The sequence below is a fragment of the Streptomyces sp. CMB-StM0423 genome, assembly GCF_002847285.1.
Lineage (GTDB): Bacteria > Actinomycetota > Actinomycetes > Streptomycetales > Streptomycetaceae > Streptomyces.
In genome coordinates this window covers 2,365,219-2,390,741 of record NZ_CP025407.1, presented here as the reverse complement: position 1 = coordinate 2,390,741, position 25,523 = coordinate 2,365,219, and the positions used below count along the sequence as shown (strand labels likewise).

Genomic DNA, 25,523 nt, shown 5'->3' with positions numbered 1-25,523 from the left:
CGGAAGGTTCCCCAAACCCGTGCCCGCGATGACTGTCATGGCCACCACAGCCGTCCCCGACCACGTCAGAGGCGCACTCACACGCTGGATGATCGAACCCACCCCCGGCCTCTACGTCGGCACCCTCTCCGCCCGAGTACGCGAAGAACTCTGGTCCGTCATCCGCGCCTCCATCGGCCCCGGCGCCGCCGTCCTCCTCCACCCAGAAGCCAACGAACAAGGCTTCACCATCCACACAGCAGGCGAACGCCGCCGTATCCCCCTTGACTTCGACGGACTCACCCTCATCGCCTTCCAACCAGAGGACAATCACGAAACGATCAAACCCTGCTGAGGCTCAGGCCGACACACGAGCCCCCGCCCAGGCAGGGGCGGGCCTCGCTCGGAGCACAATCGGAGGCACGCGGAGAGCACGTGTCCGACGTGACGGCCTCCATCAGCGTTCCGGACCACCTCCGCTCGCGCGGAGAGCCGGCCTGTTGTCGTGTCGACGCGGTGTTCGGTGCGGGACCACCTCCGCTCGCGCGGAGAGCCGGGGTCGGCCAGCCGGTCGTACTCCGGAGCGGTCGGACCACCTCCGCTCGCGCGGAGAGCCGTCGCCCTCAGCCAGCTCGCCGTCCCGGATGCCCGGACCACCTCCGCTCGCGCGGAGAGCCGGTGTAGGCGTCCATCGAACCGGCCACCTGCGCCGGACCACCTCCGCTCGCGCGGAGAGCCGGGCCCCTCAACCGGCCGCACCACCGCCAACTGCGGACCACCTCCGCTCGCGCGGAGAGCCGGAGTGGTTCCTGCCTGACCCGGAACTACGCACCGGACCACCTCCGCTCGCGCGGAGAGCCGTCTTTCTGACCTGCGACGTCTCAGGTGCTTTGCAATTCCTTGACCTTGTCACGCCAGTTCATCACTGCATGGTGTCAGAGGCGTGTGCTGGAGCACGTGGATACCGGGAGGGCGTCGGGCGATCGATCCACGATTGTGGGGGCTGCCCGGGCTGGAACGGCCGATCCGTTGGTCGGGAAAACTGGCGGCTGCGATAGTGGGCGTGCTCAGGGATTCATGTGGACGGGCTCCCCGCGCGGAGCGGGTGCTTAGAAGGCACCTGCTCTATCCGCGGACCAACGGGGGCTGACCTGCATGTATACAGCTTTCTGGTGCTGGCCTTCTGGGCGCGGGGGACCCATGGGGGAATGACCAGGGCTGCATCAGCGCCCCATCCGCCGATACAAGCGCGAGCGGCTTGCGCCGGCGGCGCTGCGCCGAGGGCTGCTCGCGGTCCGGTACCTATGCCTGGTGGGGCAGCGCGAGTGGTCCGGCGCCCTGCGCACCCCACCAACCGATTAGGACGGAGCCGTCCGCGTTCGGCACGCTCGACGAGTAGGCCCTCGACCGCAGGCACGACGATGGCGCAGAAAACGAAGAGGTGCCGGTGAATGCCTGGGTGACGCCTCGCCTGCCTGAGCGCTCGCCTACGCCCAGTCCAAGACCGCCAACGTCCTCTTCGCGGTAGAGGCGACTTCGCGGTAGAGGCGACGCGCCGCTGGGCCGACGACCGCATCACGGCCAACGTTCTGATGCCCGGCACCATCTACACCAACCTCGAGCGCCACACCGGCGGTCAGGGCAGCGGCGCCATCCCCGCCGAACTGATGAAGACCGTCGAGCAGGGCGCCGCGACCTCCGTCCTCCTCGCCCCTCCTGGCGGGCGTCGGCGGCCCGCGTACGGCCAGCCGGGCCCGGCGCTCACGCTGCTCTCAGCCCGCCTTCTCGAAGGAGATGAGGTCGTTCGGGCAGCGGGCAGCACGCTCGTTGAGCGCGGCAAGTTCGGCGGTGTCGGCTGTCAGGTCCCACCGGTGCTTCGTTTTCACCCACTGCTGCAGGTACTCGCAGGACGCTTGCTCGGCGGGTACCCACCAAGTCGACGGATCCTGGTCCGACTTCGAGCGGTTCGAGCGGGCCGTCACCGCGACGAGCGAGTCGTCGGCGCCGAGGTCGTTGGCGTACTCCTTGCGCCGCTCGGCACTCCAGCCGGACGCGCCGCTATCCCACGCTTCCGCCAGCGGCACCAAGTGGTCGATGTCCAGGCCGCGCGCGCCGTCGACGTAGGTGTCGTCGTAGTACGAGTACCAGCGGCCACCGGTGATCCGGCACCTGCTGTCAACCTCCGGAGCCTCGATTGCCTCGGCAATCAACACCTCCGCCCTCGTGTCGCAGCCGTCCTTGTCGTCATCGACCCAATGACGGAAGAGATCGCGGTTGTAGCCCTGCCGGGATTCGGCCGCGACGGGGAGCTGCTCGATCGCCGTACGCAACGGCAACGTCACCGGCGCTGCTGGTGCTGGGTGGGTAACCGCACCCGCCGCAGGGACGGGATCGGCGACCGGCACCGCGGCAGCCGATCCCACCGACCCGGCCAGGATCGCCGCGAGAAGAGCGAGTACGGCCAACAGGCCGCGAGAGGTCTTCTTCATGCAGGGAGGCTGCGCACCGTCAGCCTGCGCATGCGCACCCGGCCACCGGTCCACCCGCAGGAGTCATTGCACCGCCCGGCGTTGACGCCGCCCGCCAGGAGCTTCGGTGCCGCGCGGCGAACGGCCAGGAGTCAACAACCGGCACCGTGGCGTCCAGGCCGTCGCCGACAGATCGTCTGCGTCGAGCGCACCTCGCCGGTCAGTGCTCGACGGAGGCCATGATGATGGCGATGCTGTGGCGCGGCGAAGCCGGAGTGGTGAGCCAACAACCTTTTAATCCGTTGGTTGTGGGTTCGAGTCCCACGCGGCCTACCGCTAGAGCCCAGGTCAGAGCGTATATGACCTGGGCTCTTCTGCGTTTTAGGCTAGTTGAAGATCGTTTGCTGGCACGCTGCTGGCCCGAACGCCAAAGGATCATGATTCCTGGCCCGCCGGTTTCGTGAGGTGCGGGACCTCGATGGGGTCGGCGCCCTCGCCGGAGACAAGGTGTACCCGGGTGGCCGACGTCATGTACGAGTCGGTGCTCGCTCGACTTCGCGACGTCATGCGCTTCGACCCCGGATCCGAAGGGAGCCGGCGGTGGCCAGGTAGCCGCGCTGGCGGAGGCAGAGCCTCATCGCGGGCCGGGCCCGGGGGACGGCGTGCTCCGGGAAGAGGGCATGCCGTGTCAGCTGCGGGATCCTCACAGCCAGTTGAGGCGGGTGGCGTACCACGGGCCTGCGTCGAAGTCCGCGGTGGCGTGGCAGGTGGGGAACGACGCCGCCCCCGCCGGTGGCGGTGTGTGGAGCCGCAAACGGTATTCACAGCACGAACCCTCTTGCGGAAATACTTCACCCCTCCTCGGCGTTGGCCTTCCTGGCCGAGGAGGGGATGGTGTCGGGTCTGAAGTTGTTCCGTACGAGGACGGTGGACGGCGGCGTGGCCGAGGTCGCTTCGCGTCTTGCTGAGGTCGAGGCGGATGTGCAGGGGCTCGTCGAGGCGCACATGGAGACGCTGCTCGGGGTGCGGTTCCTGGCGAGTGAGTACGGCACCGGGCCGGTACATGGGGGCCGGATCGACTCCCTCGGGCTGGACGAGAACGGATCGCCAGTCGTCATCGAGTACAAGCGGGGTGTCGACGCCGGCGTCATCAACCAGGGCCTCTTCTACTTGGCCTGGCTGATGGATCACCGGGCCGAGTTCGAGCACCTGGTCCGCGACCGGCTCGGGGCGACGGCCGCGTCCCAGGTCCTGTGGAGCGGGCCGCGGCTGATCTGCATCGCCGGCGACTTCACCCGCTACGACGTGCATGCCGTGCGCGAGCACCGTCGGTCGATCGACCTGGTCCGCTACCGACTCTTCGGCAGTGACCTGATCGGTCTTGAGACCGTGGCGTCCGTCAGTGGCGGCACGCAGGTGCCTCGCCGAGCGCGCCGCAAGGTGGTTGCCGAGGCGGCGGCTGACGTTCAGGGCGCGGCGATGGTCGAGCTGGCGGGCGCGGTCGATGAGGCGCTGCTCGGGCTCGGGGACGGCGTGACCCGTATGGAGCGCAAGCAGTACCGGGCGTATCAGCGGCTGCGGAACTTCGCCTGCCTCATCCCGCCTCAGCAGACCAAGGTGCTGGTCTATCTGAAGGCCGACCCGAAGGACATCGACCTTGTTCCGGGCTTCACCCGGGACGTGTCCGGTCTCGGTCACCACGGAACGGGTGACCTGGAGGTGCAGCTCCGTACGCCGAGGGACGTGGAACGGGCGCATGACCTCTTCCGGGCGAGCTACGCGGCGGCTTGATCGCTCGCTTGTGGTAGTTCGGGCCGCGTGGCCGGAATGGAGCAGTTGCCCGGGCTGCGACTGACGTCGCCAAGTGCGCCTGCAGGGAGGTGCTGCTCATCGCCGGGGACGGAGGTATGTGTGGCGGGTAAGGACCAGCCGGGAGCGTCGGCGGACATCGAACTCTCTCTGGTGTCTGCCCCTTCCCGGAAAGACCAAGGTGCTGGTTCGTCAAGGCCGACTTGGAGGAGGTCGGTCTCGTCCAGGCTTCGTACGGGACGTGCCAGGCCCCGCCATCACCCCGCGGGGGAGACCTCGGGGCAAACTGCGCACCGAGCAGCACTTGGAAAGCCGACCCTCTTGATCCGTCTCGGCAAGGTCGTCGCGTAGAGGTCACTGCCCTCTTTCAGCGCGGACGTTCGAGTCGAGGGGCGGGGACCGTGCGGCCCTCCTTCGGTGTTCGGACACGGTGGCCGATGGCCTACCAACGCTGCGCAGGATCACTGGTTTGGCCAACTGGCGCTCCTACGCTGTTATGCCCCGCTTCGCCGGTCAGAGGTTGTCTCGGTCGTCGGCCGGGACCGCCCCATCCTTGGCGTGCTCCCGCCGCGCAGCACGGGAATTGCCGATATCTCCTCGCTCACTCGCCTGGTCGAAGTCGTCCGGCGCGATAGTCCGGATGATTCCCAGGATTGTCGTTACGGCAGGTCTGCCGTTCCCCGGAAAGAGTGACCCCTGCAGTGGGGCGGGCTCGCGTTTTTCACGAAGGCGGAGATTCCTCTGCCCGGGATTGACCGCATCGTGGAGCATAGTGAGAGTGTGGTGGCGCTTTCGCCGTACGAAGTGACCGGTAGGGGCGTCCGCGTTCGTAGGTGCCGAGAGTTCCCGCTTCCGTTCTCACGATTGTCAGCTCATGCGGTAGTCCGTGCGGGGGGTCTAGCGTGCGAATGCACGAAGATGGGCCCCAAGTTGGCTGGCGCTCGCGTCGGGACCCATCTCCTCGTGCTTTATCACCCGACGCACCAGGAGGTACGGAAGTTGATTCAGCACGTCCGCAGGGGGCTGGCACGTCTGGCGCCGCCGCCCGTCGATAGCATTCCGCTGCCTGCACTGTTCCAAACGGCTGATGCCAGCGTTTTCCTGCTCACGTTCCGGTTTGGCTCCGCGCTGACCGCCGCAGTCATGGCGGCGGCGGTCATCTGGCCCGCTGCTTTGCCGACGGAAGTGCAGATGATGCTGACGGCGTCGGCGTTGTCCGATCGCAGTGCCGTCTCTTTCATCAGAATCCGCTACGCCGACTGACGCAGCGGTTGGCAGGGCAGCCCGCGTTCCGGCCAACCGGCTGGGTCAGGGGTGAGGCGTCTGCTCGGCACTGTTCGAGCAGACGTCTCGGCTCTCCTCCCCGATGACTGCACCGCCGCCGCGGCGCACCCGCGCCGGGCGCACGACGCTGCCCTCGTGAGAGGCGGCGCAGTCACCTTCGAATCTGTGGGGTGAACACCATGCTGCTGCGCAACGGCCCGGGCGGGGCGCGCGCGACTCTCCAGCCCGGCCACCCCGACTACGTACTGCCCCACCAGTCTCTCGCGCCGCCCACGAGTGCACCCGTCACGTACAGCGCGTTCTGCCAAGACCACTGGCCGGTTTACTGGCGGTTCGGCTGCGCCGTCGCCTGCTCGCCGAACCGCGGTGGTGAACTCGCCCGCGCCGCCCTGCAGGAGGTCGCCGCCCGCTGGCCGACGGTGCTGGGAAGCGCATCGGCCGCGGCGGCGGCCTGGGACCTGCTGTCACAGGAGTGCGCGGCCCAACGGACGGGACCGGCCGCACGGCTGTACCGCGTGCTCCCTCGTCTTGAGGCCGACGCGCTCGTGCTGCGCCACAAGATGGGGCTGACGCCTCATCAGGCCAGCTGTGCCATGGGGCTGGCGGCTGCGGACTTCGAACTGCTGCACGGCAGGGCCGTGCTAAGCCTCCGGCAGTGAATATGACACCGTCGAATGCCGTTTGTTGTGCGCCGGGGCATCAAACGACGTAAGAGCGCCTATACCATTCGAAGGTGCATCGCCCGATGATGGTTGCCGGTAGCAAACGTGCGAGCAACTCCCCTAGCATGGAAGCACCATCGATGCGCCGTGTCAGCGCAGGTAGACGCGGGGAACTGTAGCCCGGGGAGCAGCCCATCGTTGATACCAGCAAACCCAGCGTTGCCAGAATGTATGACCACCTCCTCGGCGGCACGGACAATTACATCGTCGACCGGGAGGCATGCCATGAATTGCTGCGCCTTGCCCCCAGTACACGTGAGTTAGCGCTAGTAAACAGGGCGTTCCTTGTTCGTGCGGTCCGGTATCTCGCCCGTCAGTGCGGCGTGCGCCGATTCCTCGACCACGGCTCCGGCCTGCCGACCCGTCCGAATGTTCACCAGGTGGCGCAGGAGGTCGACGAGGCCAGTGAAGTGGTCTACCTCGACAATGATCCCGATGTCCTCAGTTATGGCCGCATGATGCTGGCGGAGGATCCGGAGACGACGGCCGTCCTGGGCGCGGACATGCGCGACACGGAGGCGATCTTCAGGAGCGGGGAAGTCAGACGCCTACTGCGGGACGAGCAGCCCGTAGCGGCCTTGTTCGTAAGCGTTTTGCACTGCATCCCTGATGGTGATGATCCGTGGGCGCTGGTGAACAGGGTCGCCCGCCGGCTGCCTCCCGGTAGCTACATGGTGATCTCGCAGTTGGCGAGCAGTGACCCTGATCTTCGGCACCAGGTAACGGAGTTCATGCGTCAAGCCACCGGCGATAAGTGGGGTCGCGTCCGGTCGCTAGAGGAGGTAGAGCGGTATTTCGAGCACCTGGAGGTGCTGGAGACGCCAGGGCCCGTCGAGGTTTCTCGCTGGCTGCCGGACAGTGACTTGGCACCGCGCCAGAGGGACCCGGACCCGGAGTGGATCGAGTTCGGCGCCGTGGCACGGATCACGTAACTACTCTGCGGGACTGCCGGACAGTTCGGCGATGCACTCCAGAAGCAGATCCAGGGTCTCCTGCTTCGACAGCGTCTCGCCCCACAACTCGTCGATCGACGCTTGGTAGACCTCCACGTCGTCCGCGGCGAAGAAGGTGCCGCCGCGGTTCATGTCTTCCAGATAGATCGTCCGTCCGGACGCGCTGTCGTGCGGCTTGAACAGCGTCATCGCCGGATGGGCGGGCAGCTTCGACTGCGTGACGGAGGACGGCAGGATACGGATGTGCACGTTGGGCTTGTTCTCGGCGAAGTTGTGCAGATGCCGCAACTGCTCGCGCATCGCCAGCTTGCCGCCCAGCGCCGCCCTTACAGCCTGCTCAAAGATCACCGCGGAATACTCGGGCGCGTCATGCTGGTCGAGCAGGTGCTGGCGGCGCTGCCGCAGCTCCAGACGCCGCTTCATGGCCGCTCGGTTCTTCTCCCGCTTCGCCGGGTCCGGGTAGGTGTCGTAGAAGTTCTCCATCACCGCCCAGGCGTAGCCGGCGGTCTGGAGCATGCCGGGGATGAGGAGTTGGTGGCACGTCTTGATCACCTTGGACTGGGTCTCAAGGGCTAGCAGACCGACCATGATGTCGCCAGCGACGTCGGAGAAGTGGGTCCACCACTGCTCACCGCGGGACTGCTGCAACAACGTCTCCACCTCCTGGCGGATCTCAGCAGGAGCGTCGTAGAAGCGCAGCAGGGCGTAGACGCGCTCCTCCTTGAGCAGCCTCGTGGTGACCTTCTCGCACCGCTGCAACGTGGCGAGGGAACCAATGTACGGGATGTTGTGGGCGGCCACCTGTTCCAGCGTCAGCCCGCTCTGGATACGCAGATGCCGCAGCAGAGCCCCGATGAGCTGTGCTGCGGCCTTCGGCGTGGCAGGGGGCGTCTCCCCCTCCCGGCCTACCAGGGTCAGAACCTGAATGGACATCCGAACTCCTCGCGGTGAACGACGGCTTCGCGTCGCGCACCCCAGGATGGACAGTCCGCTGGGCTGAGAGCAAGCGCTGCCCGCGCGTTTTTAGACAGGCATGTTGCTGAACTCCCCCTTGCCTACGCCATCGACGAACGCGTCGAACTCGGCCTGTGTGTAGATGAGTGCCGGTCCGTCGGGGAAGCGCGAGTTGCGGATGGCGTATTCGTTCTGAGTGAGACGTGCGACTTCGATGCAGTCGTTCAATGCATCGCTGGACTTGGCCTTCTGCCACCGCGCCCCGAGGATCTGGTCGGCCGCGATGCCGTTTTCCCACTTGCCCATCCTGTGCCTGCCTTCCGCCCGTGGCCAGCGGTGATGCTTCACCGCCGCGCTGCCTCAGCTGGACACACCCACGTGAGTTTTCACTCCGGAGTGAGATTTTCACGGAGTGTGAGAATGGTCATGATTCTATGCCGAGGGAGGGCTTGAGCGGTGTCCCTCGAAAGGGTGTTCCTGCCTCGCAGGAGATCATTAATAAGATCAACGGGTAAGTGTCTGTCCGGATGCTGATCGGGGTGAAGAATGGCCGGACTTGAACCGTGGCGGTTCTGGGACATGGTGACTTGGGGCTGGCGTCAGCTCGGCGAACAATGCAGAGTTGACGTGTCTATGTAATTTCGGGGGTGCGTGGTCGGCCAGAAGTTACGGCCGCGCCCCAGGTCCTGGGGGCGGTCTGCGCCTGATCTGTATCTCCAGCGGAGTTCATCCGTCACGACGTGCAGGCCAAGTGAGCACCCGAGGCCGACCGACCTGGTCCCTACAGACTTCGGCAGGGACCTGCTCTGGCTTGAGACCGGGAGCCCCGTCTCGTTTCTCTCCGTCGGTGGCCAGGCCCTCGGGGCATGGCCAGGCGGTGTACGCGAGGGGTTATCGGGTTGACCATGTGCCCCGTGTGGCTTGCGCTGGCGTGGTGGTTGGCGGCCCGGCGCGAGTGGTGGACGCCGGTCGCCTCCGCTGTGGTGGGGCGGGTGTGGTGGCGTGCTGCCAGCGGGTGCGGACGGTGGCGATGTCGGCGAGGGCGCGGCGGGCTCCGACGACGAGTTGGAACGGGCTGGCCGCCGGGTCGCCGGCGTACGCGGCGATGCATCGGCCGGTGTGTTCGGCTGTGGCCAAGAGGGAGCGCTGTAGGACTCGCTCGGCCCAGTGCTCGACGGAACCGGCGGGTTCGGCCAGCAGGCGCAGGACCTCGCTCGGTTCGCTGCCGTCGTCCAGCAGGCCGCGCTGCTGTGCCTCCCACAAGACGGTGACGGGGTCGACGGGTTCGTGGCGTCGGGCCAGGGCGGTGATGCACTGCCACAGGCCGGTGTGCAGCGGCAGGGTGAGGTCTTCGGGGAGCAGCCACCGGACGGCTTCGATGTCGGAGGGGTGGGCCGTGGCGGTGGCGAGCAGTATCTGCTCCTCCTCGACGCCCTCCGTGTGGCCGGGCACTGCGCCCCGCGGCGGTGCTGCGGTGCGGGGCCGTACGCCTGCCCGGGGCGGGAAGCGGTTCGCGATGTCGTCCACGACCGCGGCGAGGGCGTCGGCTTCGGCGAGCACCGTCTGGACGGGGTGGGGGAGGGAGACGTCGTGGACGGTGTGGACGAGGCGGTCGGCGGCCGTGTGCAGGCGGCGGCGGGCGTGCTCGGCCTCGACCATGCGGGCATAGGCGGGGGCGTGGCCGGGGCGGGGGCAGAGGTGGATGAGGGTGTGCAGGTAGGAGGCGGTCAGCCCGCGCGCCTGTTCCCGGCTCGTGGCGAGTACGCGGTCGAGCCACGTGGTGTTCTTCGCGTGTTCGGCGGGGTCGGGCCGGGGCAGGGTGGTGATCGCGGTGTACAGGGCGGTGTGTGCGGCGGTGGAGAACGAGTCGGCGGCGATGCCGCGCACGTCGTCCAGACGGCGTGGGTCGAACAGGAGGGCTCCGAGGAGGGCCTGCTCGGCGTGGAACACGGGCTGGGGCGGTGCGATGGGGGCGAGGTCGTCTTCGTCGGGTTCGGGGGCGTGGGGCATCAGGCGGCGAGGGTGAAGTCGTCGGGGTCGAGGGTGGCGCCGAGGTGCGGGGCGAGGAGATGTCCCGCGAGGAGCGGTGGGACGGCGTTGCCGATCTGGGAGAACTGCTGGCCCTTGTTGCCGGCCCAGGGGTAGTTGGCGGGGAAGGTCTGCAGCACGCCGGCCTCGCGGACCCCGATGCGGATCGGCTCCGGCGCGGCGGTATCCCCGGCGTCAGAGGGGGTGGCGACCCAGGTGCATTCGTTCGCGCGGTGTCCGAAGAACAGCGTGCCGGCGGGCTCGTCGATCGTCCGGGTGGTGGCGTGGGCCTGGTTGTTGCTGCGCAGGGACCACGACCAGCGACGTGCCCGCCCGCCCGGCGCGGCAGCCGAGACGGCACGGCTGTCGCCGGCCTCGTGGCACCACGCCGGCCCTCCACCGCGACGGCCGGGGGAGGTGGCGCCGTCGTCGGCGGGGTGTGTCCAGGTGCCGCGCTTGCGGGCGTCGGTGAGGGTCTTACGGGAGCCGGAAGGAAACGGTTCCGGGCCGCCGCCGGGTCCCCCGCCGGCGCAGACGGTGGGAACGGGCCGGTCGGTCGCGCCCCACCCGAGGGCCTGGGCCATGCTGACCCAGCGGGCGCGGCCCGGGCCGAACAGCGACTCCGGCTCAGCGGCTTGCGCATGCGTCGGCGCAGGCGGATGCGCCGTACGCACCCGGGAGGCCAGCAGAACGGCCCGCCTTCTCGTCTGCGGCACCCCGTAGTCCGCGGCGTTGAGGATGCCCGCCCATACCGAGTAGCCCCAGGCGCGCAGGATCGCCGCGTACTGCTGCCACAGCGGAAGGACGTGGGGGACCTCCTCCATCGCGATCCACTCGGGCTCGCCGACCGTGTTCAGGGCGTGCAGGTAGCGCATCGGCTCGGCGGCCAGCAGGGAGCGCTCATCACGACAGGCGGACAGCAGTCGGGCTCTGGTGTCGCGGCCGGCGGCGAGATCCTCGACCGCCTGGTGGACCAGCGGCTGGTCCACCAGGCCAAGTCGCTTACCGGCGATGCTCCACGCCTGGCACGGCGGGGAAGCGATCAGCCCGTGTGTCCGGCCGGGGAACGGCCATGTCGGGTACGCCGCGACGTCGGTGCGGACGGTCAGGTGCCCGGCGGCGGTGCGGGTCCGGCAGGCCCATGCGTCCCATTCCAATCCGACGTCCCGTACGCCGAGGACGCTTGTTGCCTGGCTCCAGCCTCCTGGTCCCGCGAAGAGGTCGAGGATCACGCGGCCAGATCGAAGTCGTCCTGCGCGGCGTCGCCGCGGCACGCCCAGGGTGAGCAGCCGTCCACGACACCGTTCTCCAGCCTTTCGGCCTCGCTCGCGCTGAGCGCTGCTCGTTCGGCTGCGGTGACGTGATCGATCGGGGCCTGATCGAGCGGCAGGCGGGAGCGGTGCAGAAACGCCTCGCCGAGCAGTTGGTTTCCGCCGGCGTTGGCGCGGGCGTTGCCGTTGCGGATGGCCGCGTCGAACTCGACGACGTCCGCCCACTCATCCGGGGAGTTGTCCCTGATGTGCCTCCATTGTGCGTTGCCGTGGAAGGGGCATCCCAGGCAGCTCGATTTCGGTGTCCCGGCGAGGCCGAGTGAGGTCAGGTATCGGGTGCAGTCTGCTCTGGTCCAGTCCAGGTCCAGCAGCGGGTGGAGGTTGCGCATGTACTTGACGTCGGCATCCTTGGCCCGGTGGAACTCGTCGGTGGAGATGCCCACCCACTGCTCGACGAACACCCCCTTGGGGATGCGAGCGGGGTAGGGGTAGCCGAGTAGCTCGCGGACCTTCTGCTTGATCGGTTTTATCTTGTATTCGCCGGTGCATTGTCTTCGGGTCATGCCGGGGCGCCCGTCCTTGTTGAGGATGTGGAGGGGCATGGACGCGAATCGGTGATGCGGGTCGAGGGCATCTTCGCGGATGTTCCCGGACGAGACACGCAGTAGCGGTATCCCGGAGGGCTTGGCGATGTCTTGCTCCAGACGGTCGAGATGGGCGTAGACGGCTTTCGGTTCCCATCCGGTGTCGGCGAATATGGCGTAGTCGACCTTCGGGAGGATCCCTTCGGCGGAAAGGGCGAGGAGGGTGCTGGACTGAACTCCGGCGCCGAGGGAAAGGACGCGGAATCGGGGCTGATCTGAAATGGTCTGTCCTGAAGACGGGGAAATAGGGTGGCGCGTTGTTGGTGGGCAGGCAGGGGAGCGGGAGCGTCGGGTGGGATCAACGGGTTCGGCGTGGGCGCGGAGTTGCTGGCGGTGCGGCGATGTCGGACGACTGGCCGTGGGGTGCGGCCGGGATGTCGGCCAGTGTGGGGATGCCGAGGCTGATGCGGACATCCAGTCCGTGGGCGTGGGCGTGCCCGTCGGTCAGGGTGACGGCGCTGATCAGACCGCGTTTGCTCAGCTTGTCCGGCGGGCGGTAGGACGCGCCGTCTGCCATCGGGATGAAGTGGTGCTGTTCCAGAATGGAGCGGGCCGTGGCGCTCTTGGCTGTCACCGAGACGGTGTTGTCGCTGAACCGGAAGTGGAGGTCCGGATTGCTTACGGGACGATCGGGGCTCCAGAGCGTCGTCCAGGAGAAATCGATCAGGTCGTGAGTGTGGGCCAGAAGCCCGTACATGATGGCTCCGGCGCGTTCGTGCGAACTCTGAGCCGTGGCCGGCGGCAGGACATAGAGGGTGCGACCGTGGTGCTCGCGTGCCTGGAACCCGGCCTCGGCCAGCATCCGGTCGGCGTCGGGGATGCGGCGGTTGATGACGACGAAGGTGTGCGCGTCGTCGGTGGATCCGATGAACACGTCGGGGACATACAGAAAAGACACCGTGCTCCAGTGGAATTTTCAGTTTGGGGATGAGAACCAACCCCGGCGGGCGCGTGACCCGCCGGGGTTGGTGCCGAACCGTCGGCGCTGCGGGACGGAGTATCCGGAACCGAGGCGGAGGGTCCCGCTACGGCTGGCGTGTGCGGTTCAGCGCCGCCCCGGGCTGGAGGCACGTTTCTCGGCCGGGATTTGCGGTGTGGGTGTCGCGGTCGGGGCCTGCGCCTCGGCGAGGTGCGATTTCATGGTGCCCGCCACGTACATGCACAGGATTCCGGTCAGGTCCAGCTGGTGTGCGGCGTCGGTCATATGGCCGGACAACTCCTTCGCCGCGGTGGAACGGCGGTGCGCGCGTATGGAGTCCGTCGGTTCCGGGACTCCCGGGGATTCCTGGCCGGTGAAGTCGTTGGCGGCCAGGGCGCTGGTCAGGTCCTGGACGGCGACGGCGGCGGAGGACACGACCGTGGCGATGCCGTGCAGAGCGTCGCGGCTGCCGGCGACCTTGGTGATGGACCCGGCGTCGAGGGCGTTCAGGTGGGTGAGGACGGCGTCGGCGAGCTGGTGGCCCTTGATCACCAGCGGGCTGATGGCGCGCAGCGCATCGGTGCCGGGAGCGCATTCGACTTCCCGGACTTGCGTGCCGAGTTCCGCGAAGTCCCGGGACATAGTGTGCAGTTGGGCCATGTGGTGAGTGAGGTCGGAGGTGGTCACGGAAGCGGTGTTCCTTCCGGGTCAGTGGCTTCGGACGGGAGGTGGGCGCGCGGGCGCGGGTCGCAGAGCCGCCCCCGGTGAAGTCCGCCGTGGAGGTGGGGGTAGTGCGATGACGGAGGCCAGCGCGGTGATGCCTGCGGGGGTGAGGCGGAAACGGTCCTGGGGCGGGCCGCCGATGTAAGTGGCAGGCGCGGAGCCGGGGTCGCGGCCGGTGAGGTGGTGTTTTTCGAGGGCTCGCAGGGTGCTCAGCCGGACACGGTTGTGCCGGCGGGACTGGGCGCGCTCGCGGTCGAAGAGGATGCTGACCGTGACGTGTCCGCGGGCGATCTCCGCAAGTGCGGTGCGCCGCTCGGCGCTCAGCCGGTCATCCGGGGCGGTCGCCATCGCCCCGCGGCGGCGCATCTCGACGGCCAGCGCCGCCGCGCAGCCCACCGAGGCGTCGGCCGCCAGGGCGGTCAGGTCACGTGCGGTGCGGACGTCGTGGCCGGCCGATGCGTGGCTGAGGTAGGCAAGCTGGCCCAGCCGCGCCAGGATCTCGGTCATCTCTGTGCTCGCGTAGAGCCGCTCTGCCCGGATCGCGGTGATCGCGGTACGGGTGTCGTACGCGAGCTGCTGCGCGGAACCTGCGAGCGCGTCGTCGCCGGGCGCGGCGCCCGGGTCCGGCTCGGCCGCCAGGAGGTCGAGCATGTCGTTGTGCCGGGTGTACTGGCCGGCGAGGTGAAGCAGCCGCTCGACCGGCGTCGGCACGTCGAACAGCCGGGTGTCGGCGGCGGTCATGAACGGCGGCGCGTACCCGGGGCGGGCCCTGCGTCCGAGACGGGCCCGGGGGGCGCCGCCGGAGCCGACAGGTGCTGGGCGTTGACGGGGCCGGGATGCTGCCGGTCATCGGCTCGTTGTGGTGGCAGATGCCGGGGCAGGGGGGTGCGGTGCGGGGGCAGCACTGCGTTCGTGTTCATCATCTCGTGGCCGACCTCGTGGAGTTCGCGGTCGAGCGCGTGCAGGCGGCTGCTGAGTCCTTCGAGTCGGGCGGCCAGGTGAGCGCCCTGGCGGGTCTGCGTGGCCGCCGCGTACTCGCCCGCGGTATCCAGCAGCGTGCGCACCGCGGGCAGTGCGGCGTCGTGCGCATCGGTGACCGCGAGCAGTGCGATGCCCGCATCGACCCCGCCTCTGGCCTCGATGACCCACCGCGTCAGATCCGGCACAGTGGTCTGGATCGGCGGGATGGTGTCGGTGCTGGAGACGTCGGGGCGCAGGACGCCTGCCGGCGCTGCCGGTGGGCAGGCGCCGATGGCCTCGTCTTCGTCCTCGAATCGTCCCAGGATCTTCAGCTCAGGGCTGTCGAGGTCCCCGGCCAGTGCGAGGAGCGGATTTCGCCCCTCGATGCGGACCAGGGAGATCAGTCGGCCGGCGGTGTCCCACCAGGTGCGGACGATGTCCAGGCGGCCGTGACTGCGGGCGGCATGCACTTGTTGGGTGAGCTGGCGCTGTTCGGTATCGGACGGCACCGGGGCCGGGGCCACGGGGTGGAGCTGCTTGATCAGGCTGTCCACGAGGTAGCCGTGCTCGGCCCAGGTGGTCACATACGGCCACAGGGCCGCATCCTGAGCACGGTGGGCCTTCTCGTCGCCGGTGACGGGCTCGATGTCCAGGATGCGGCGGCACTCGGTGGCGGCGTGCTCCAGATCGTCGAGCAGCAGGCGCCAGTCGTCCAGGTGGTTGGCCGGGGGCATCATGTCGAGGGCTGTACGGGCCTGGTCGATGAACCCGGCCGTGTGCGGGAGCATCAGCACGCGGAACTCCTCGGCGGCTGCGCGGTTGCGCGAGGCCGTGGCGTCCTGGTGGGCGACCGGGTCGATGGTGACGCCGAACTCGTTGCGCGCCTCGTGAAGGGCCGCGTTGCAGTCCAGACGAAGGTGGTAGTGGAGCTGCCGGAACCGGGCAAGGGTGTCCGTGTTGGCAGGAGGGTGGGGAATCGGTGCCTCCGGGAAGGGGGGTGTTGCAGGGCTCGCCAACCTGGCCACGCGGCGGGGCCGTGCCTCCTGGCGGGCGGCTTCAGTGTCGAAGCGGAGCCAGCCGAATGCTCTGGCACGAGCAGCTCGGTGTACCGGGGCGGGAAGTAGCCCTCCATTTCGAGCAGGGTGGTGGCCAGACCAGGGGGGCGGTGCCGTGGTGAAAGGGGCGCCGCGTGCTGGCGGAGGTCAGCGGCGGTGTCCGGGTGGGGTCGCGGGCGGGCCCGCGGCGTGGCGCGATTGCGGGCCAGGCGACACCTGCGTGGCGGGCGGGCTGCTGAACTCGGGCGCCGCGCGGTCGAGGATCTCGGCTATCCGTTGGGCTTGGCTGCAGGCGTCGCTGAGTTGCGTGGCGATGTCGTCGGGGAGCCGGTCGGCTTGGGCTTGGTACTGGTAGCGCTGGATGATCTCGGCAGCGTTGCCCAGTTGGTCGGCGAGCCGGCGCAGCACCGCTGTCCGCTGCTCGGGGCTCGTTGCGGTGTGCGTGGCCTGCAGGAGTTCGTCCAGGGCGGTGGGCAGCGGGTCGTCGTCGACGGGGAGGCCGTAGAGGGCGGCGTGCAGGGCCTGGGCGAAAACCGTGACGGGGCCGCCGCGGGAGCGGTGGTGGTATTCGGCTGCTGCTTGCCGGCGGACGCCGAAGCTGACGGTCACGTCACGGGGAGCGGCGCCGGGACGGATCTGGTCGGCGAGGGCGCGTGCCACATCATGGGCGGTCGGGGTGTCGGAGGACGTAAGGGGCCTGCCTTCGGTCGTCGCTTACCGGGGCGCAGGAGACCGGGGTTTCACCGTCGCGGGGCTGCGGCCGGTGCGCGGGGTGAGGGCGCGGCTGCCGGCGGGGCGGTCGCTTCGGCGTGCACGCGGTGCTGGGCCAGTGCGCGGCGCCCGTTGGCGGTCACGGTGATGGGCCGCCCCTGGTAGAGCGGTACGGAGGTGTCGAGGTGGACCAGGCCGCGCTTGTCCAGGGCTTGGAACGTGGCGATGGTGATCCGGGTGCGGTCGGGAGTGAGGACGAAGGTCGAACCGCGGCCCTTGGTCTGCATCGTCGCTCCGCCCCTGGCCAGCGCTTGGAGTGCCTTGTGCTGTGTCTGACTGAGCTTGTGGACAGCCTGTCTCGCGCTCGTAGTCGTGTGCTTCGAGGCGGTGTGGTCGAGGGTGCGGGCGATGCTCCCGGCGAGGTAGAGGCATCCGTCCGCGCACACGTCGAGCTGGAGGGCACTGTCGGCGAGGTGGCCTTCGATTGCCGGCACCGCGTCGGCGTGCCGGGCCTCGCGGCTGCCGTTGTCGTCCTGGTCGAGACGGCCGAAGGGGACGCCGTGGAGGGGGTTGGCGGCCACCGCGTGGGCGAGGTTGCAACTGGCCAGGGACGCCTCCAGGACAAGGGCCCGGAGGGCGTTCAGTCCTTGCAGGCTGCCGGCGGCTTCGGCGTACGGGCTGCTTTCGAGGGCGGACAGGCGCAGGAGGGTCTTGCTGACCAGCTCCTGGCTCGTGAGAAGCAGGGGTACGAGTCGACGGAGCGCGTCGGCGCCCGGGATGACGGTGAGGCCGAGGACCGAGTCGTCGAGGGCTTTGAAACCGGCCGCGAGGCGGCGCAGGTGGTGGATCTCTTCGGTGAGGTCGACGGAGGAGGTCAGCGGGCGCTCCGGGGGTGTTGTCCCCTGGGAGGGGAGGAAGGAACGGGGCCAGCGATAGGGGGAGCGGATCACCGGGTCGGCGTGCGTGCCGCTGTGGTGACCGGGCGGCCGGCCGCGCGGGTGGTGGTGGGCTTCGGGGGCCGTTCCCGGCCGAAGGTGGCCGTCAGGCCGCGGCGCCCGTCGGGGGTGAGGTGGATGCGCTCGTCGTGCAGCAGCAGCGGGCAGGGGGCGCGGGCCACCAGGCCGGCGGACTCCAGGGAGCGGATGGTGCTGATGGACAGGCGGATGCCGTCGCGGTGGAGGTGCGGCTTGCCGTTGGCGATCGTCACCTCGCCCTGCGCGACGGCGCGCAGCGCAGCGTGCTGCGTGGGCGACAGCGAGGGCGGCTGATGCAATGGGGGCGCGCCCCAGCGACGCCGGTCGGTGACGAACAACTCGGCGGTGGCCACGGCGTCGGGGGCGCCGAGTGCGGTCAGGTCCCGCACGAGTTCGACGCGGCGGCCGGCCTCACCGAGGACTTCCTTGTGGCTCAGGGGAATCCCGGTGGGGCCGGGGATTCCGGCGCGGGTGTCGTCGATGATGTTCACGGCGTCCAGGAGGTGGTCGGTGGAGTCGCTGACCAGGTAGGCGAGTTGCCACACTCGCGCGTATACGGTGCGGATCGCAGGGCTGAGGTACATCGGCTGCGCCTTGAGGACGTCAACGATGTCCATCGTCGCGTTGGCCAGGCGCTGGGTGACGGCGGCGTGGTCGGTCAGGGCGGTGGCGGGGCTGGAGCCGGACAATCCGTACCGGGCCAGGGTCATCCGGAGGCGGGCCAGGTCGTCGTTGTGCCGGGTGAACTGCATGGCCAGGTCGAGAAGGTGCTCGGCAGGCGCGGTCGGGTTCATCAGGGGACCGAGGGCTCCGTTCTGCTAGGGGGCGTCAGCGGCCTGGCGCGGGGACGTGCCGGCGAGGTCGGTTCGGACAGCAGGTGCGTCGGTCGTCTCCGGGCGTGCGGTTTCAGGGGGCTTGCCACAGGAAGCGGGCGACGTGGTCGTTGCCATGACTGGACCGGGGGCGGGATGCGGTGTGCCATCCGGCCCGGGGCGGGCGGCTGGCGATCAGGTGCCAGCCCGCGCCGCGAAGAGAGGCGCCGCTTTCGCCCGCTTGCGTGTACGTGATCAGACGCCGGTATCCGAGGGCCTTGGCCGCTCTCCAGGCGGCACCGTAGAGCAGGGAGTTGGCGTTGGGCGCGCCGTCGCTGGCGGTCCGGGTGACTTCGAGGGTGGCGCCGTCCGTCCAGGTGCCGTGCCACGGGGCGGCCCACCACGGCCACGGCGCGCAGGGTGCCGGCCTCGTCGGCGGCCCCGACCGAGAAGATCTGCCCGACGGGTGGCCGGTGGTGGCGGTGCCACAGGCGGACGAACTCCTTGGCGTCGCGGGAGCGGACGGGCACCAAGTGCAGACGCTGGTTGCTCACGCGGCGGGTCCGAAGTCGGCTTGCGTGGGCGCGTGCTTCGCGACGGCGCGGGCGGTGATCGCCTTCGACGCGCGGGCGGAGGCCGCCGACAACTCCGCCGCTCCCGGTTCGAGGTACCAGGGGCGCAGGGTGAGCATGGCGGCCCGCATGCCGGTGGCGAAACAGATGGCCATGCCCTTGGGCAGGGCGCGGATGGCGTCCGCGGGCAGGATCCGCTCCTGCCGCATCGAGACGGACGTCGACGTGCCGGACTCCGAGTGCGACGTCGAGGTGGTCTCGACGTCGTGGTCGCCGATCAAGCGGCTGAGCTTGTCCGCGAAGTCCGGGTCGTCGATCCCGCTTCCGATGATCTTGATCGTGGCGGCGCTCCACAAGGCGTCCATGCCCGCGTCGCCCCAGACCTTCTGGCCCTGGCGGTAGGACTGCAGGATCGTGATCGGGATGACCCCGCGGGAGCCCAGGTGGCTGTACAGATCCGGCAGGTCGGAGATCTTGCACACGTTGGCAGCTTCATCAAGGATCGCCAGCAGCGGGGGGTCGAGGCGTCCGCCGGCGCGTTCGGCCTGGGTGGTCGCGGCGCGCATCACGCTGTCCGCGCACGCGGCGATCAGGGCGGAGGCTCCGCCGCCGCCGTCCTTCGACAGCAGATACAGCGAGTCCCGCGAGGTCACGAACCCGGCGGGCTTGAACTCCGGGACGTCTTTCTGGGGGGTGACCCAGGCGGCGATGTTGTGATCGAGGAGGGCAGCGGCGTACTGGCGGGCCGTCTCGTAGATCCCGTCGCGGGTCTCGGGCGGTCCCTCGACGGTGCCCTTGAGCTGGGCGGCGACCGCGATGTGGTCGTGGTCGCGCAGGATGTCCAGCGGGGTGCGATCGCCGGGGAACGCCAGCCACTGCATGACGTCGGTGATGGGGCGTTCGTCGAGCGCGGCGGCGAGGAAGAGCTGGGCGAGGATGTTGGATCCGGCCTTGGACCAGAAGTCGCCCTGCGCGCTCGCATCGACGCTCGCGGCGAGGAAGTGGCCGGCGAGCCTGCCGGCGCCTTCGAGGGTGGTGGCGTCGGCGAGGGGGTTCCACCACATGGCGCGTTCGGCGTGGGCGATCTGCTGCGGGTCCATCGACCAGACCCGCCCGACCGTCGCCCGTGCGGCGAGGGTGGCGGTGTAGGCGTCGCCGGCGGCTTTGTTGCTGGTGAGCATCACCGGACCCGGTGCAGCGAGGATGGCGGGGATGGCCAGTGCGGTGGTCTTCCCCGAGCGGGGCGCCATGATCGCGACGGCCACGTCCTCGTAGCCCATGCGGACTTCGCGCCTGGTGCCTTGCAGGTTGCCGAGCAGGACGCCGGTGTCGTGGGCGTCGATGTGCTTGCGGGTCTTCAGGCTCGGACGCAGGGAGCGGGCCTTGGCGGTGGTGGCCTTGGCCATCAGCGGTTCGATGTCCCGGGCCCCGGCCAGAGCGGGCGTCTTCTTCTTCCGGGAGCTGCTGCGGTTGTGGTGCCGGATCCACAGGACGATCCCGGCGGTCACGAGGGCGAGGAACACCGCGGCGGGCGCGATACGGGCGCCGATCAGCAGGGACGTTTCTCCCGCGTCGGGCCAGACTTGCTCGGGGTGGAGCAGGGCGTCGGTCGGCTGGTACGGCGCCTGCCCGGTGCCGGTGAGGTGGGCGGTGAGGTTGCCGGACAGCCAGGCGAGATGGGACAGCGGGACGACGAGGGCGACGACGCCGAGGATCAGGCGCAGGACGAGGTCGTACCCGTCGGTGGAACCGTTCGGGGAGGAGGAAGGGGGCAAAGGCTGGGTGCTTCCGGGAGGGGCGGTCAGCGGCTGCGGCGGTTCTTCGCCGGCGCGTGCAAGGGGTTCGGGCTCGCGGGCGGGCGGGTGTGGCGGGTAGCGAGGGTGCGGACACGTTCTTCCAGGGCTGCGACGGCGCAGTCGGCGCGTACGGCCTGGGACCGGCGGGTGATGAGTTTCGGGTCGTGGATCGGGAGGGTGCCCCGGTATCCGGTACGCAGGAGGGGCGCGGGATTGGCGAGGGCGATGGTGAACGCGCCGATGAGGTGCGGCGGGGTGTGTTCGCCGAAGCGGGCCTGCCACACCCGCTGGTGCGCGCCGAGCTTGATGGTCACCAGCCAGGCACCTGGGCTGTCCGCCGTCCCCAGGCGCCTGATGTCGGCCGTGCTGTCGGGTGATCGGATGCCGCTGGCGCTGCGGGTCCAGTCGGCGTGCCGGAGGGGTTCGTACGGGTCGCAGGGCGCGTCGGCTGCCGGGGCAGGGGCGGTGAGTGCGTCGGTGACGGCGGCGATGAGTTCGACGGGGGTGCGGGCGCCGAAACTGGCGAACCAAGTCGGCCGCCGCTCCGGCCCCGGGGGCGTGGATCAGGGTCCACCACCGGTTGTCGGGGTCGGGTTCCAGTCGCAGGCGCTGCGCAGGGGGACGGTGACCCAGGAGGGGTCCCCGCCACCGGCCAGATGGCGCGGGGAGGTGAAGTCGACCTCGACGCTCCCGGGAGGCGGCGGGGTGGTCACTTTCGTGCCGGGTTTCGCGCGCCGGGTACGGGGGCGGTGGTGGGCGGCGCGCTTCTGCGGAGGCGGGCGTTTCGTGCGGCTGTGTTGATCTCGCGGAGGGCGTCGCCGTGGGTGGCCCAGGTGTCGAGGTGGCTCCACGCCTCGGCGTGGTACTCGGCCTGGGCGTCGTCGAACGCCGGGGTCCCGGGGGAGGCGTTGGCGGGCAGGCCGTCGCGCGTCTCCAGCCACTGCTCGTGCTGTTCGTCGAGTTGGTCGAGCGCGGTGCGCAGGACGTCTATCTGCCAGCGCCAGCGGCTCTGCACGGTGTCCGCCGGCAGCCGGGCAAGTTGCGTTTCGGCGGTAGCGAGCAGGTGGCGGGCGGCGGCGTGGAGCGGTTCGAACGCCGCGGCGGTGTCGGCGTCGCGCTGTCCGGCGCGTATGCCGTAGGCGTGTTCGTCGTGGGGCCAGCCGTCGAGGTCGGTGTGCTCCTCGGAGTAGGCGTCCCAGTCGGCGAGGATCTTCTCGCTGTCGCGAAGGTAGGCGTCGAGGAGATGCAGCAGAGCGCGGTGTCGGTGATCGGTGGAGATAGTGGGTCGTCCTGTCGGTTCAGCGGCGTGCGGCGGCACGGGCGGTGCCGGTATTCGCCGGGCTGGCCGCGGGGATCTTCTGCTGCCGTCGGGCGGAATGCGCGGCGCGGTGCAGGGACGTGATACGGGTGGCGTGCGCGGCGACGACCTGGTCCGGGGTCAGCGCACTGGGCGTCGACGCGGCGCCGTAGTGGACGGTGCTGTCGAACATGGCGCGGTGCAGCGGGGCGGGGTCGGCGAGCGCGGTGACGAAGGCGGCCACGAGGCGCTCGGGCATGTAGTCGCTGAACCAGGCGTCCCAGATCCGCGGCCCGTCGTAGCGTCCGCTTCGCGGCTCGCGGGTCTCCACGTGCCAGTGCGGCGTGTCGTGGAACTCCTGGTTGCGCAGTTCCACCTGGCACATGCCGTCGGCTGACACGGCGGTCGCCGGGGCCGGGTCGATCACGCGCCAGGCCGCGGACTTAAGGGTCGAGATGATGCCCGGCGGATCCGCGATCGTGGGGCTGACGAGCGTGTCGGTGAGTGAGGCGATGACCTCGGCGGGGACGAGTCCGCTGAGGTTGGCGTGCCAGCCGAAGTCGATGTCGGTGGGGTCGGCTTGCAGGTACCACCACCTGGAGTTGCTGTGTGCTGCCGGGGTGTACTGGAGGCGGTAGCGGTAGTCGGGGCTGCGCAGGGCGACATCTTCGGCGTCCAGCGGGTCGGATTCGGTGCGCCAGCCTGCGGCGGCCAGGCCGTGGGTGACGTGGCGGGGATCGCCGGGGCCGGCGAGGTGGCGTGGGGTGGTGTCGTACGGGATCTGCCAGGCGTGCGTGTCGGCGAACGCGGCGGTAAGCCGTTCGGTCAGCAGCACCAGGCGCACCCCGGCCCGCTTACGAGGCCGTGCTCGTAGAGGTCACGGAGGTCGTCGAGGAGGTAGTGCAGGGCGTGCTGGTCGGCCTGCGCTGACGCGGCAGCGCGCACCTGCGCGATCAGGAGGCCGGCTTCGGTGGTGCGGGGGGTGTCCGGGTGGTCGTGGACGGCGCGGACCAGGGCACGCAGGGTGTCGGCGAACTGGACGGGCAGGCCGGTGTATTCGTCGAGGAGGGGCTCGACGAGGGCGAGGGCTTCGTCGGGGTCGGGGCCGGAGCGCAGGTAGTCGGTCAGGCGTGCCAGCGTCTCGGTGACGGTGCGCAAGTCCTCGGCGGTGGGTTCGGGCATCGGTCTCCTCGGGAAGGGCTGCGGGTTCAGCGGCGGGTTCGTACGCCGCCGGCGGGCGCGTAGGGGCGGGCAGGGGTGGTGCGCGGCCGGATGCGTTGGGCGCTGCTGGTTGCCCAGGCGGCGGCACGGGCAGCGGAGATCCTGGTCTGCTGCCAGGCGCGGAGCTGCGAGGGCAGGACGGATACGGACCAGGTGCGGATCTGCGCGCTGAAGGGAACGCGTCCGCGTGGGCGCATCACCGGGTCGGGGCTGGCGAGTTCGGCCGTGAAGGCTTGCACCAGGTGCATCGGTGTGCTGATCGAGAACTGGCCGGTCCACCCGTTGCCCTGCGCGTCTTTCGCTCCGGTCCACCACATCGCGTCGCCGTCGGACTTGTGGTGGTACTGCATCCAGGCGCTGCTGTCGGGGCTGGTCGCGCTGTAGTGCCGGCCTTCGGCACGCGCGTTCCAGCCCTGCTGCTCCAGGGGCGCCCAGACGTCGGGGGCGTGCGCATCGCGGGGGCGGGTGAGGGCGTCGGTCAGCCCGGCGACGATCTCCACCGGTGTCTGCCGGCCGAGGTGCGCCCACCAGGCGGCATCCTGGCCGTTCGCGTCCGCGTAGATCGCCCAACCTCCGGGCAGCACGTGCGGGTTGTAGGCGAGGCGGACCGTGCGGTCGGGGCTCTCCATGACCAGCGGGCCGCCCGCCTTCGAGGTGTCCTGCCATCCCGAGGCGTGCAGGAAGTGGGAGACGTGCCGCACATCGCCGCCGCCGGCCAGAGCGCGGGGCTGGACGAGGTAGTGCTGCTCGGCCTGCTCACCCGCCCCCCAGCCCGGCACCGGTCCCCGGCCCTTCCACTGCTTGTTCTTCACCGGCGCCGCCGGTCGACGGGCGGTGCAGGAGCGGGCGGCGCCGCTTCCGGCTCGGCGGGCCGGTTGCCGACGTGGCGCAAAACGTCGAGGTGTTCGTCCAGGTCGCGTGCGATGTCGTCGAGGGTGTTTGCGGCTCGGCCCAGGGCCAGCCACACCTCCGGCGGGAGAGTGCCTCGTGCGGTCTGGTTCTTGGCGAACACGCTGCTGACGGCCATGAGGTGGGTGACGGCGCCGAGGAGACCTGTCTCCGGGGCGGAGTCCAGGGTGCGGGCGATGACCTGTGCCGCCTGGTCTGGGGGGAGTTGGGAGAGGTGGTCGGCGAGCAGGGCGATTCGGTGGGTGATGTCGTCGGTCAGCCTCTCGGCGTATCCGGTGGGTCGGGGCATGCGGCTCCAGGGCGGGAGGCGTTCAGTGGTGGTGGCGGTGCCCGATCCTGCGGATTTCGGTGGCGGTGGGGTCGGGGCGCGTGCCGGCCAGCAGGCGGTCGCTGGCGGCGGGGGTGCAGGCGCGGAGGTAGCCGCGGAACAGGGCGGTCGCGAGGCGGGGCTTGAGACGGTGGGTGATCGGCGGGGGAGTGCGGGGTGCTACGGGTCTCTCCGAAAGGTCAGATGCTGGTCAGCGGTGCCCCCGAGGGGCGGCCGGGGGCTGAGCGGGCTGTGCTGCCCGTCGCGGCGGCATGTAGGTTCCGCCGATGGCGACGACCAGCTCGGTGTGGGGGTCCTTGGTGAGGGTGACGTACTCCAGCACATCGAACCCGCATTCCCTCTTCATCGAGACCTGCCGGCCCGCGAAGGACGGGAGCCTTCGGGGGGCGGCGAGGTGGACGGCGCTGGGGAGGGCGCACTCCGGCTCGTGGGGTGCTGCAGTGCGGTGGTGATGCCGAGGTCGTCGAGCTGCGGGCCGATCGCGCGCACCGCGCGCGCCTGGGTCTGGGTGTCGTCCGCGGCGAGGCTGTAGATGCCGGTGTGCGGGTCCTGGACGAACCCGGCCGCCGTCAGGACGGGGCCGGCGGTTTCGCCGACGGGGGCGGTGGCGATGCTGCCGTCCGGCTGCCAGGTCAGCACGAGCCGGTCCGGCTGGGACGGCTGTGTGCCGCCCAGGGCGTTGTGCCGGACTTCGGCGAGCGCGGCGTCGTAGCGGACGAGGAGGTCACCGGTGACCGCCTCGGCGTCCAGGAACGGATCGCCGGCAAGGGCGATGCCGCCTGGCTCGCGTACGGCGCGGTACGCCTCGTCGGGCAGAGCGCGCGGAGCGACCGGGGCGATGAGGAACCCGTCGCCTGCGTCATGCCGGTCGAAGAGGGCGAGTTGGGCGCCGTCCGGGCGGCTGAGGACGGCGGCCTGCTGCAGGGGCTGCTCCGCGAGGGATGCAGCGGCCAGATCCAGGTCCCAGATGCGCTCGGCCAGGTCGGCGAGACCGGCGAGGTAGGAAAGGTCGTCCCTGTTCTTCGTCGGCAGGTGGGTGGTGGTCCAGGTGCCGGGAAGCTGGTCGGCGAGGACGTCGGCGTACGAGGCCAGACGCCCGGTGGTGTCGTGATCGTGCATGGTGTCCTTGACGGA

26 protein-coding genes, 3 pseudogenes and 1 CRISPR repeat array are annotated in these 25,523 nt (G+C 69.8%); of the genes and pseudogenes, 5 read left to right on the top strand and 24 right to left on the bottom strand.

The genetic code is table 11. The features are described from left to right. Positions 1-19: 19 nt before the first annotated feature. Entirely contained in the window at positions 20-334 is a 315-nt protein-coding gene (gene cas2e, locus CXR04_RS10110; protein WP_101421513.1) for a type I-E CRISPR-associated endoribonuclease Cas2e, read from the top strand. Between the two features lie 111 nt (positions 335-445). Next, a CRISPR array of direct repeats spans positions 446-840; the repeat unit is 29 nt; unit sequence CGGACCACCTCCGCTCGCGCGGAGAGCCG. A 911-nt stretch (positions 841-1,751) separates the two neighbouring features. On the opposite strand, the gene CXR04_RS10100 is transcribed toward cas2e, so the two are convergent. Beyond that, positions 1,752-2,468 (bottom strand): HNH endonuclease family protein, encoded by a 717-nt coding sequence (locus tag CXR04_RS10100; RefSeq protein ID WP_101421512.1) that lies wholly within the window; start codon positions 2,466-2,468, stop codon positions 1,752-1,754. A gap of 873 nt (positions 2,469-3,341) precedes the next feature. On the opposite strand from CXR04_RS10100, the gene CXR04_RS10095 reads away from it, so the two are divergent. From CXR04_RS10095 to CXR04_RS10080, 4 genes are all read left to right on the top strand, one after another. Further along, entirely contained in the window at positions 3,342-4,238 is an 897-nt protein-coding gene (locus tag CXR04_RS10095) for a DUF5655 domain-containing protein (protein WP_101426292.1), read from the top strand. A gap of 1,017 nt (positions 4,239-5,255) precedes the next feature. After that, positions 5,256-5,519, top strand: coding sequence for a hypothetical protein (locus CXR04_RS10090; RefSeq protein ID WP_159072297.1), 264 nt, complete (start codon positions 5,256-5,258; stop codon positions 5,517-5,519). Between the two features lie 191 nt (positions 5,520-5,710). Then, positions 5,711-6,199 carry a hypothetical protein gene (locus tag CXR04_RS10085; protein WP_159072296.1) on the top strand — a complete coding sequence of 163 codons (489 nt, stop codon included), beginning with the start codon at positions 5,711-5,713 and terminating at the stop codon, positions 6,197-6,199. Positions 6,200-6,396: 197 nt separating this feature from the next. After that, positions 6,397-7,194 carry an SAM-dependent methyltransferase gene (locus CXR04_RS10080; protein WP_267898214.1) on the top strand — a complete coding sequence of 266 codons (798 nt, stop codon included), beginning with the start codon at positions 6,397-6,399 and terminating at the stop codon, positions 7,192-7,194. Here the strand turns inward: CXR04_RS10080 and CXR04_RS10075 are convergent, their stop codons facing one another. The 23 genes and pseudogenes from CXR04_RS10075 to CXR04_RS09975 all read right to left on the bottom strand — a co-directional run bounded on the left by CXR04_RS10075 (position 7,195) and on the right by CXR04_RS09975 (position 25,508). After that, positions 7,195-8,148, bottom strand: coding sequence for a helix-turn-helix domain-containing protein (locus tag CXR04_RS10075; protein ID WP_101421508.1), 954 nt, complete (start codon positions 8,146-8,148; stop codon positions 7,195-7,197). Positions 8,149-8,238: 90 nt separating this feature from the next. Continuing rightward, complete coding sequence (locus tag CXR04_RS10070; protein WP_101421507.1) at positions 8,239-8,475, bottom strand: DUF397 domain-containing protein; 237 nt, start codon at positions 8,473-8,475, stop codon at positions 8,239-8,241. A 585-nt stretch (positions 8,476-9,060) separates the two neighbouring features. Beyond that, entirely contained in the window at positions 9,061-10,179 is a 1,119-nt protein-coding gene (locus CXR04_RS10065; RefSeq protein WP_101421506.1) for a DnaB-like helicase N-terminal domain-containing protein, read from the bottom strand. Then, positions 10,179-11,429 (bottom strand): DNA cytosine methyltransferase, encoded by a 1,251-nt coding sequence (locus CXR04_RS10060; RefSeq protein WP_101421505.1) that lies wholly within the window; start codon positions 11,427-11,429, stop codon positions 10,179-10,181. Before CXR04_RS10060 ends, CXR04_RS10065 begins: the two co-directional genes overlap by 1 nt. Beyond that, a complete protein-coding gene (locus CXR04_RS10055) occupies positions 11,426-12,334 on the bottom strand; it encodes a hypothetical protein (protein ID WP_101426291.1) in 909 nt (302 codons plus the stop codon). The genes CXR04_RS10060 and CXR04_RS10055 overlap by 4 nt, the downstream gene beginning before the upstream one ends. Before the next feature lie 76 nt (positions 12,335-12,410). Beyond that, positions 12,411-13,010: a hypothetical protein gene (locus CXR04_RS10050; RefSeq protein ID WP_159072295.1), complete on the bottom strand. Its 600-nt coding sequence runs from the start codon at positions 13,008-13,010 to the stop codon at positions 12,411-12,413. 147 nt (positions 13,011-13,157) lie between these two features. Next, entirely contained in the window at positions 13,158-13,718 is a 561-nt protein-coding gene (locus CXR04_RS10045) for a hypothetical protein (protein ID WP_101421503.1), read from the bottom strand. Between the two features lie 21 nt (positions 13,719-13,739). Further along, the gene (locus CXR04_RS10040; RefSeq protein ID WP_101421502.1) at positions 13,740-14,495 is read right to left on the bottom strand and encodes a hypothetical protein; all 756 of its coding nucleotides are present in this window, start codon (positions 14,493-14,495) and stop codon (positions 13,740-13,742) included. Continuing rightward, positions 14,492-15,730 (bottom strand): hypothetical protein, encoded by a 1,239-nt coding sequence (locus tag CXR04_RS10035; protein WP_101421501.1) that lies wholly within the window; start codon positions 15,728-15,730, stop codon positions 14,492-14,494. The genes CXR04_RS10040 and CXR04_RS10035 overlap by 4 nt, the downstream gene beginning before the upstream one ends. A gap of 186 nt (positions 15,731-15,916) precedes the next feature. Beyond that, positions 15,917-16,429 carry a hypothetical protein gene (locus CXR04_RS10030; RefSeq protein ID WP_101421500.1) on the bottom strand — a complete coding sequence of 171 codons (513 nt, stop codon included), beginning with the start codon at positions 16,427-16,429 and terminating at the stop codon, positions 15,917-15,919. Between the two features lie 80 nt (positions 16,430-16,509). Next, complete coding sequence (locus tag CXR04_RS10025) at positions 16,510-17,430, bottom strand: hypothetical protein (RefSeq protein ID WP_101421499.1); 921 nt, start codon at positions 17,428-17,430, stop codon at positions 16,510-16,512. Next, a complete protein-coding gene (locus tag CXR04_RS10020) occupies positions 17,427-18,248 on the bottom strand; it encodes a hypothetical protein (RefSeq protein WP_234380144.1) in 822 nt (273 codons plus the stop codon). The genes CXR04_RS10025 and CXR04_RS10020 overlap by 4 nt, the downstream gene beginning before the upstream one ends. Before the next feature lie 112 nt (positions 18,249-18,360). Further along, positions 18,361-18,585: pseudogene (locus tag CXR04_RS36645) on the bottom strand (XF1762 family protein); the annotation flags it as partial. Positions 18,586-18,706: 121 nt separating this feature from the next. Beyond that, positions 18,707-18,796 (bottom strand): annotated as a pseudogene (locus tag CXR04_RS36640) (XF1762 family protein); the annotation flags it as partial. 20 nt (positions 18,797-18,816) lie between these two features. Further along, on the bottom strand, positions 18,817-20,613 hold the full coding sequence (locus CXR04_RS10010) for a type IV secretory system conjugative DNA transfer family protein (protein ID WP_101421498.1): 1,797 nt from the start codon (positions 20,611-20,613) through the stop codon (positions 18,817-18,819). A 26-nt stretch (positions 20,614-20,639) separates the two neighbouring features. Then, positions 20,640-21,170, bottom strand: a pseudogene (locus CXR04_RS35710) (DUF317 domain-containing protein); the annotation flags it as partial. Positions 21,171-21,343: 173 nt separating this feature from the next. Beyond that, complete coding sequence (locus tag CXR04_RS10000; RefSeq protein WP_234380143.1) at positions 21,344-21,952, bottom strand: hypothetical protein; 609 nt, start codon at positions 21,950-21,952, stop codon at positions 21,344-21,346. After that, the gene (locus CXR04_RS09995; RefSeq protein WP_101426289.1) at positions 21,933-22,766 is read right to left on the bottom strand and encodes a DUF317 domain-containing protein; all 834 of its coding nucleotides are present in this window, start codon (positions 22,764-22,766) and stop codon (positions 21,933-21,935) included. Before CXR04_RS09995 ends, CXR04_RS10000 begins: the two co-directional genes overlap by 20 nt. Beyond that, entirely contained in the window at positions 22,757-23,113 is a 357-nt protein-coding gene (locus CXR04_RS09990; RefSeq protein ID WP_101421497.1) for a hypothetical protein, read from the bottom strand. The genes CXR04_RS09995 and CXR04_RS09990 overlap by 10 nt, the downstream gene beginning before the upstream one ends. A 26-nt stretch (positions 23,114-23,139) precedes the next feature. Then, entirely contained in the window at positions 23,140-23,964 is an 825-nt protein-coding gene (locus CXR04_RS09985; protein ID WP_101421496.1) for a DUF317 domain-containing protein, read from the bottom strand. After that, the gene (locus tag CXR04_RS09980; RefSeq protein ID WP_101421495.1) at positions 23,961-24,350 is read right to left on the bottom strand and encodes a hypothetical protein; all 390 of its coding nucleotides are present in this window, start codon (positions 24,348-24,350) and stop codon (positions 23,961-23,963) included. The genes CXR04_RS09985 and CXR04_RS09980 overlap by 4 nt, the downstream gene beginning before the upstream one ends. Positions 24,351-24,579: 229 nt before the next feature. After that, on the bottom strand, positions 24,580-24,735 hold the full coding sequence (locus CXR04_RS34780; RefSeq protein ID WP_159072294.1) for a hypothetical protein: 156 nt from the start codon (positions 24,733-24,735) through the stop codon (positions 24,580-24,582). Then, positions 24,732-25,508, bottom strand: a complete 777-nt coding sequence (locus CXR04_RS09975) for a hypothetical protein (protein ID WP_101421494.1) — start codon at positions 25,506-25,508, stop codon at positions 24,732-24,734. The genes CXR04_RS34780 and CXR04_RS09975 overlap by 4 nt, the downstream gene beginning before the upstream one ends. Positions 25,509-25,523: the final 15 nt, after the last annotated feature.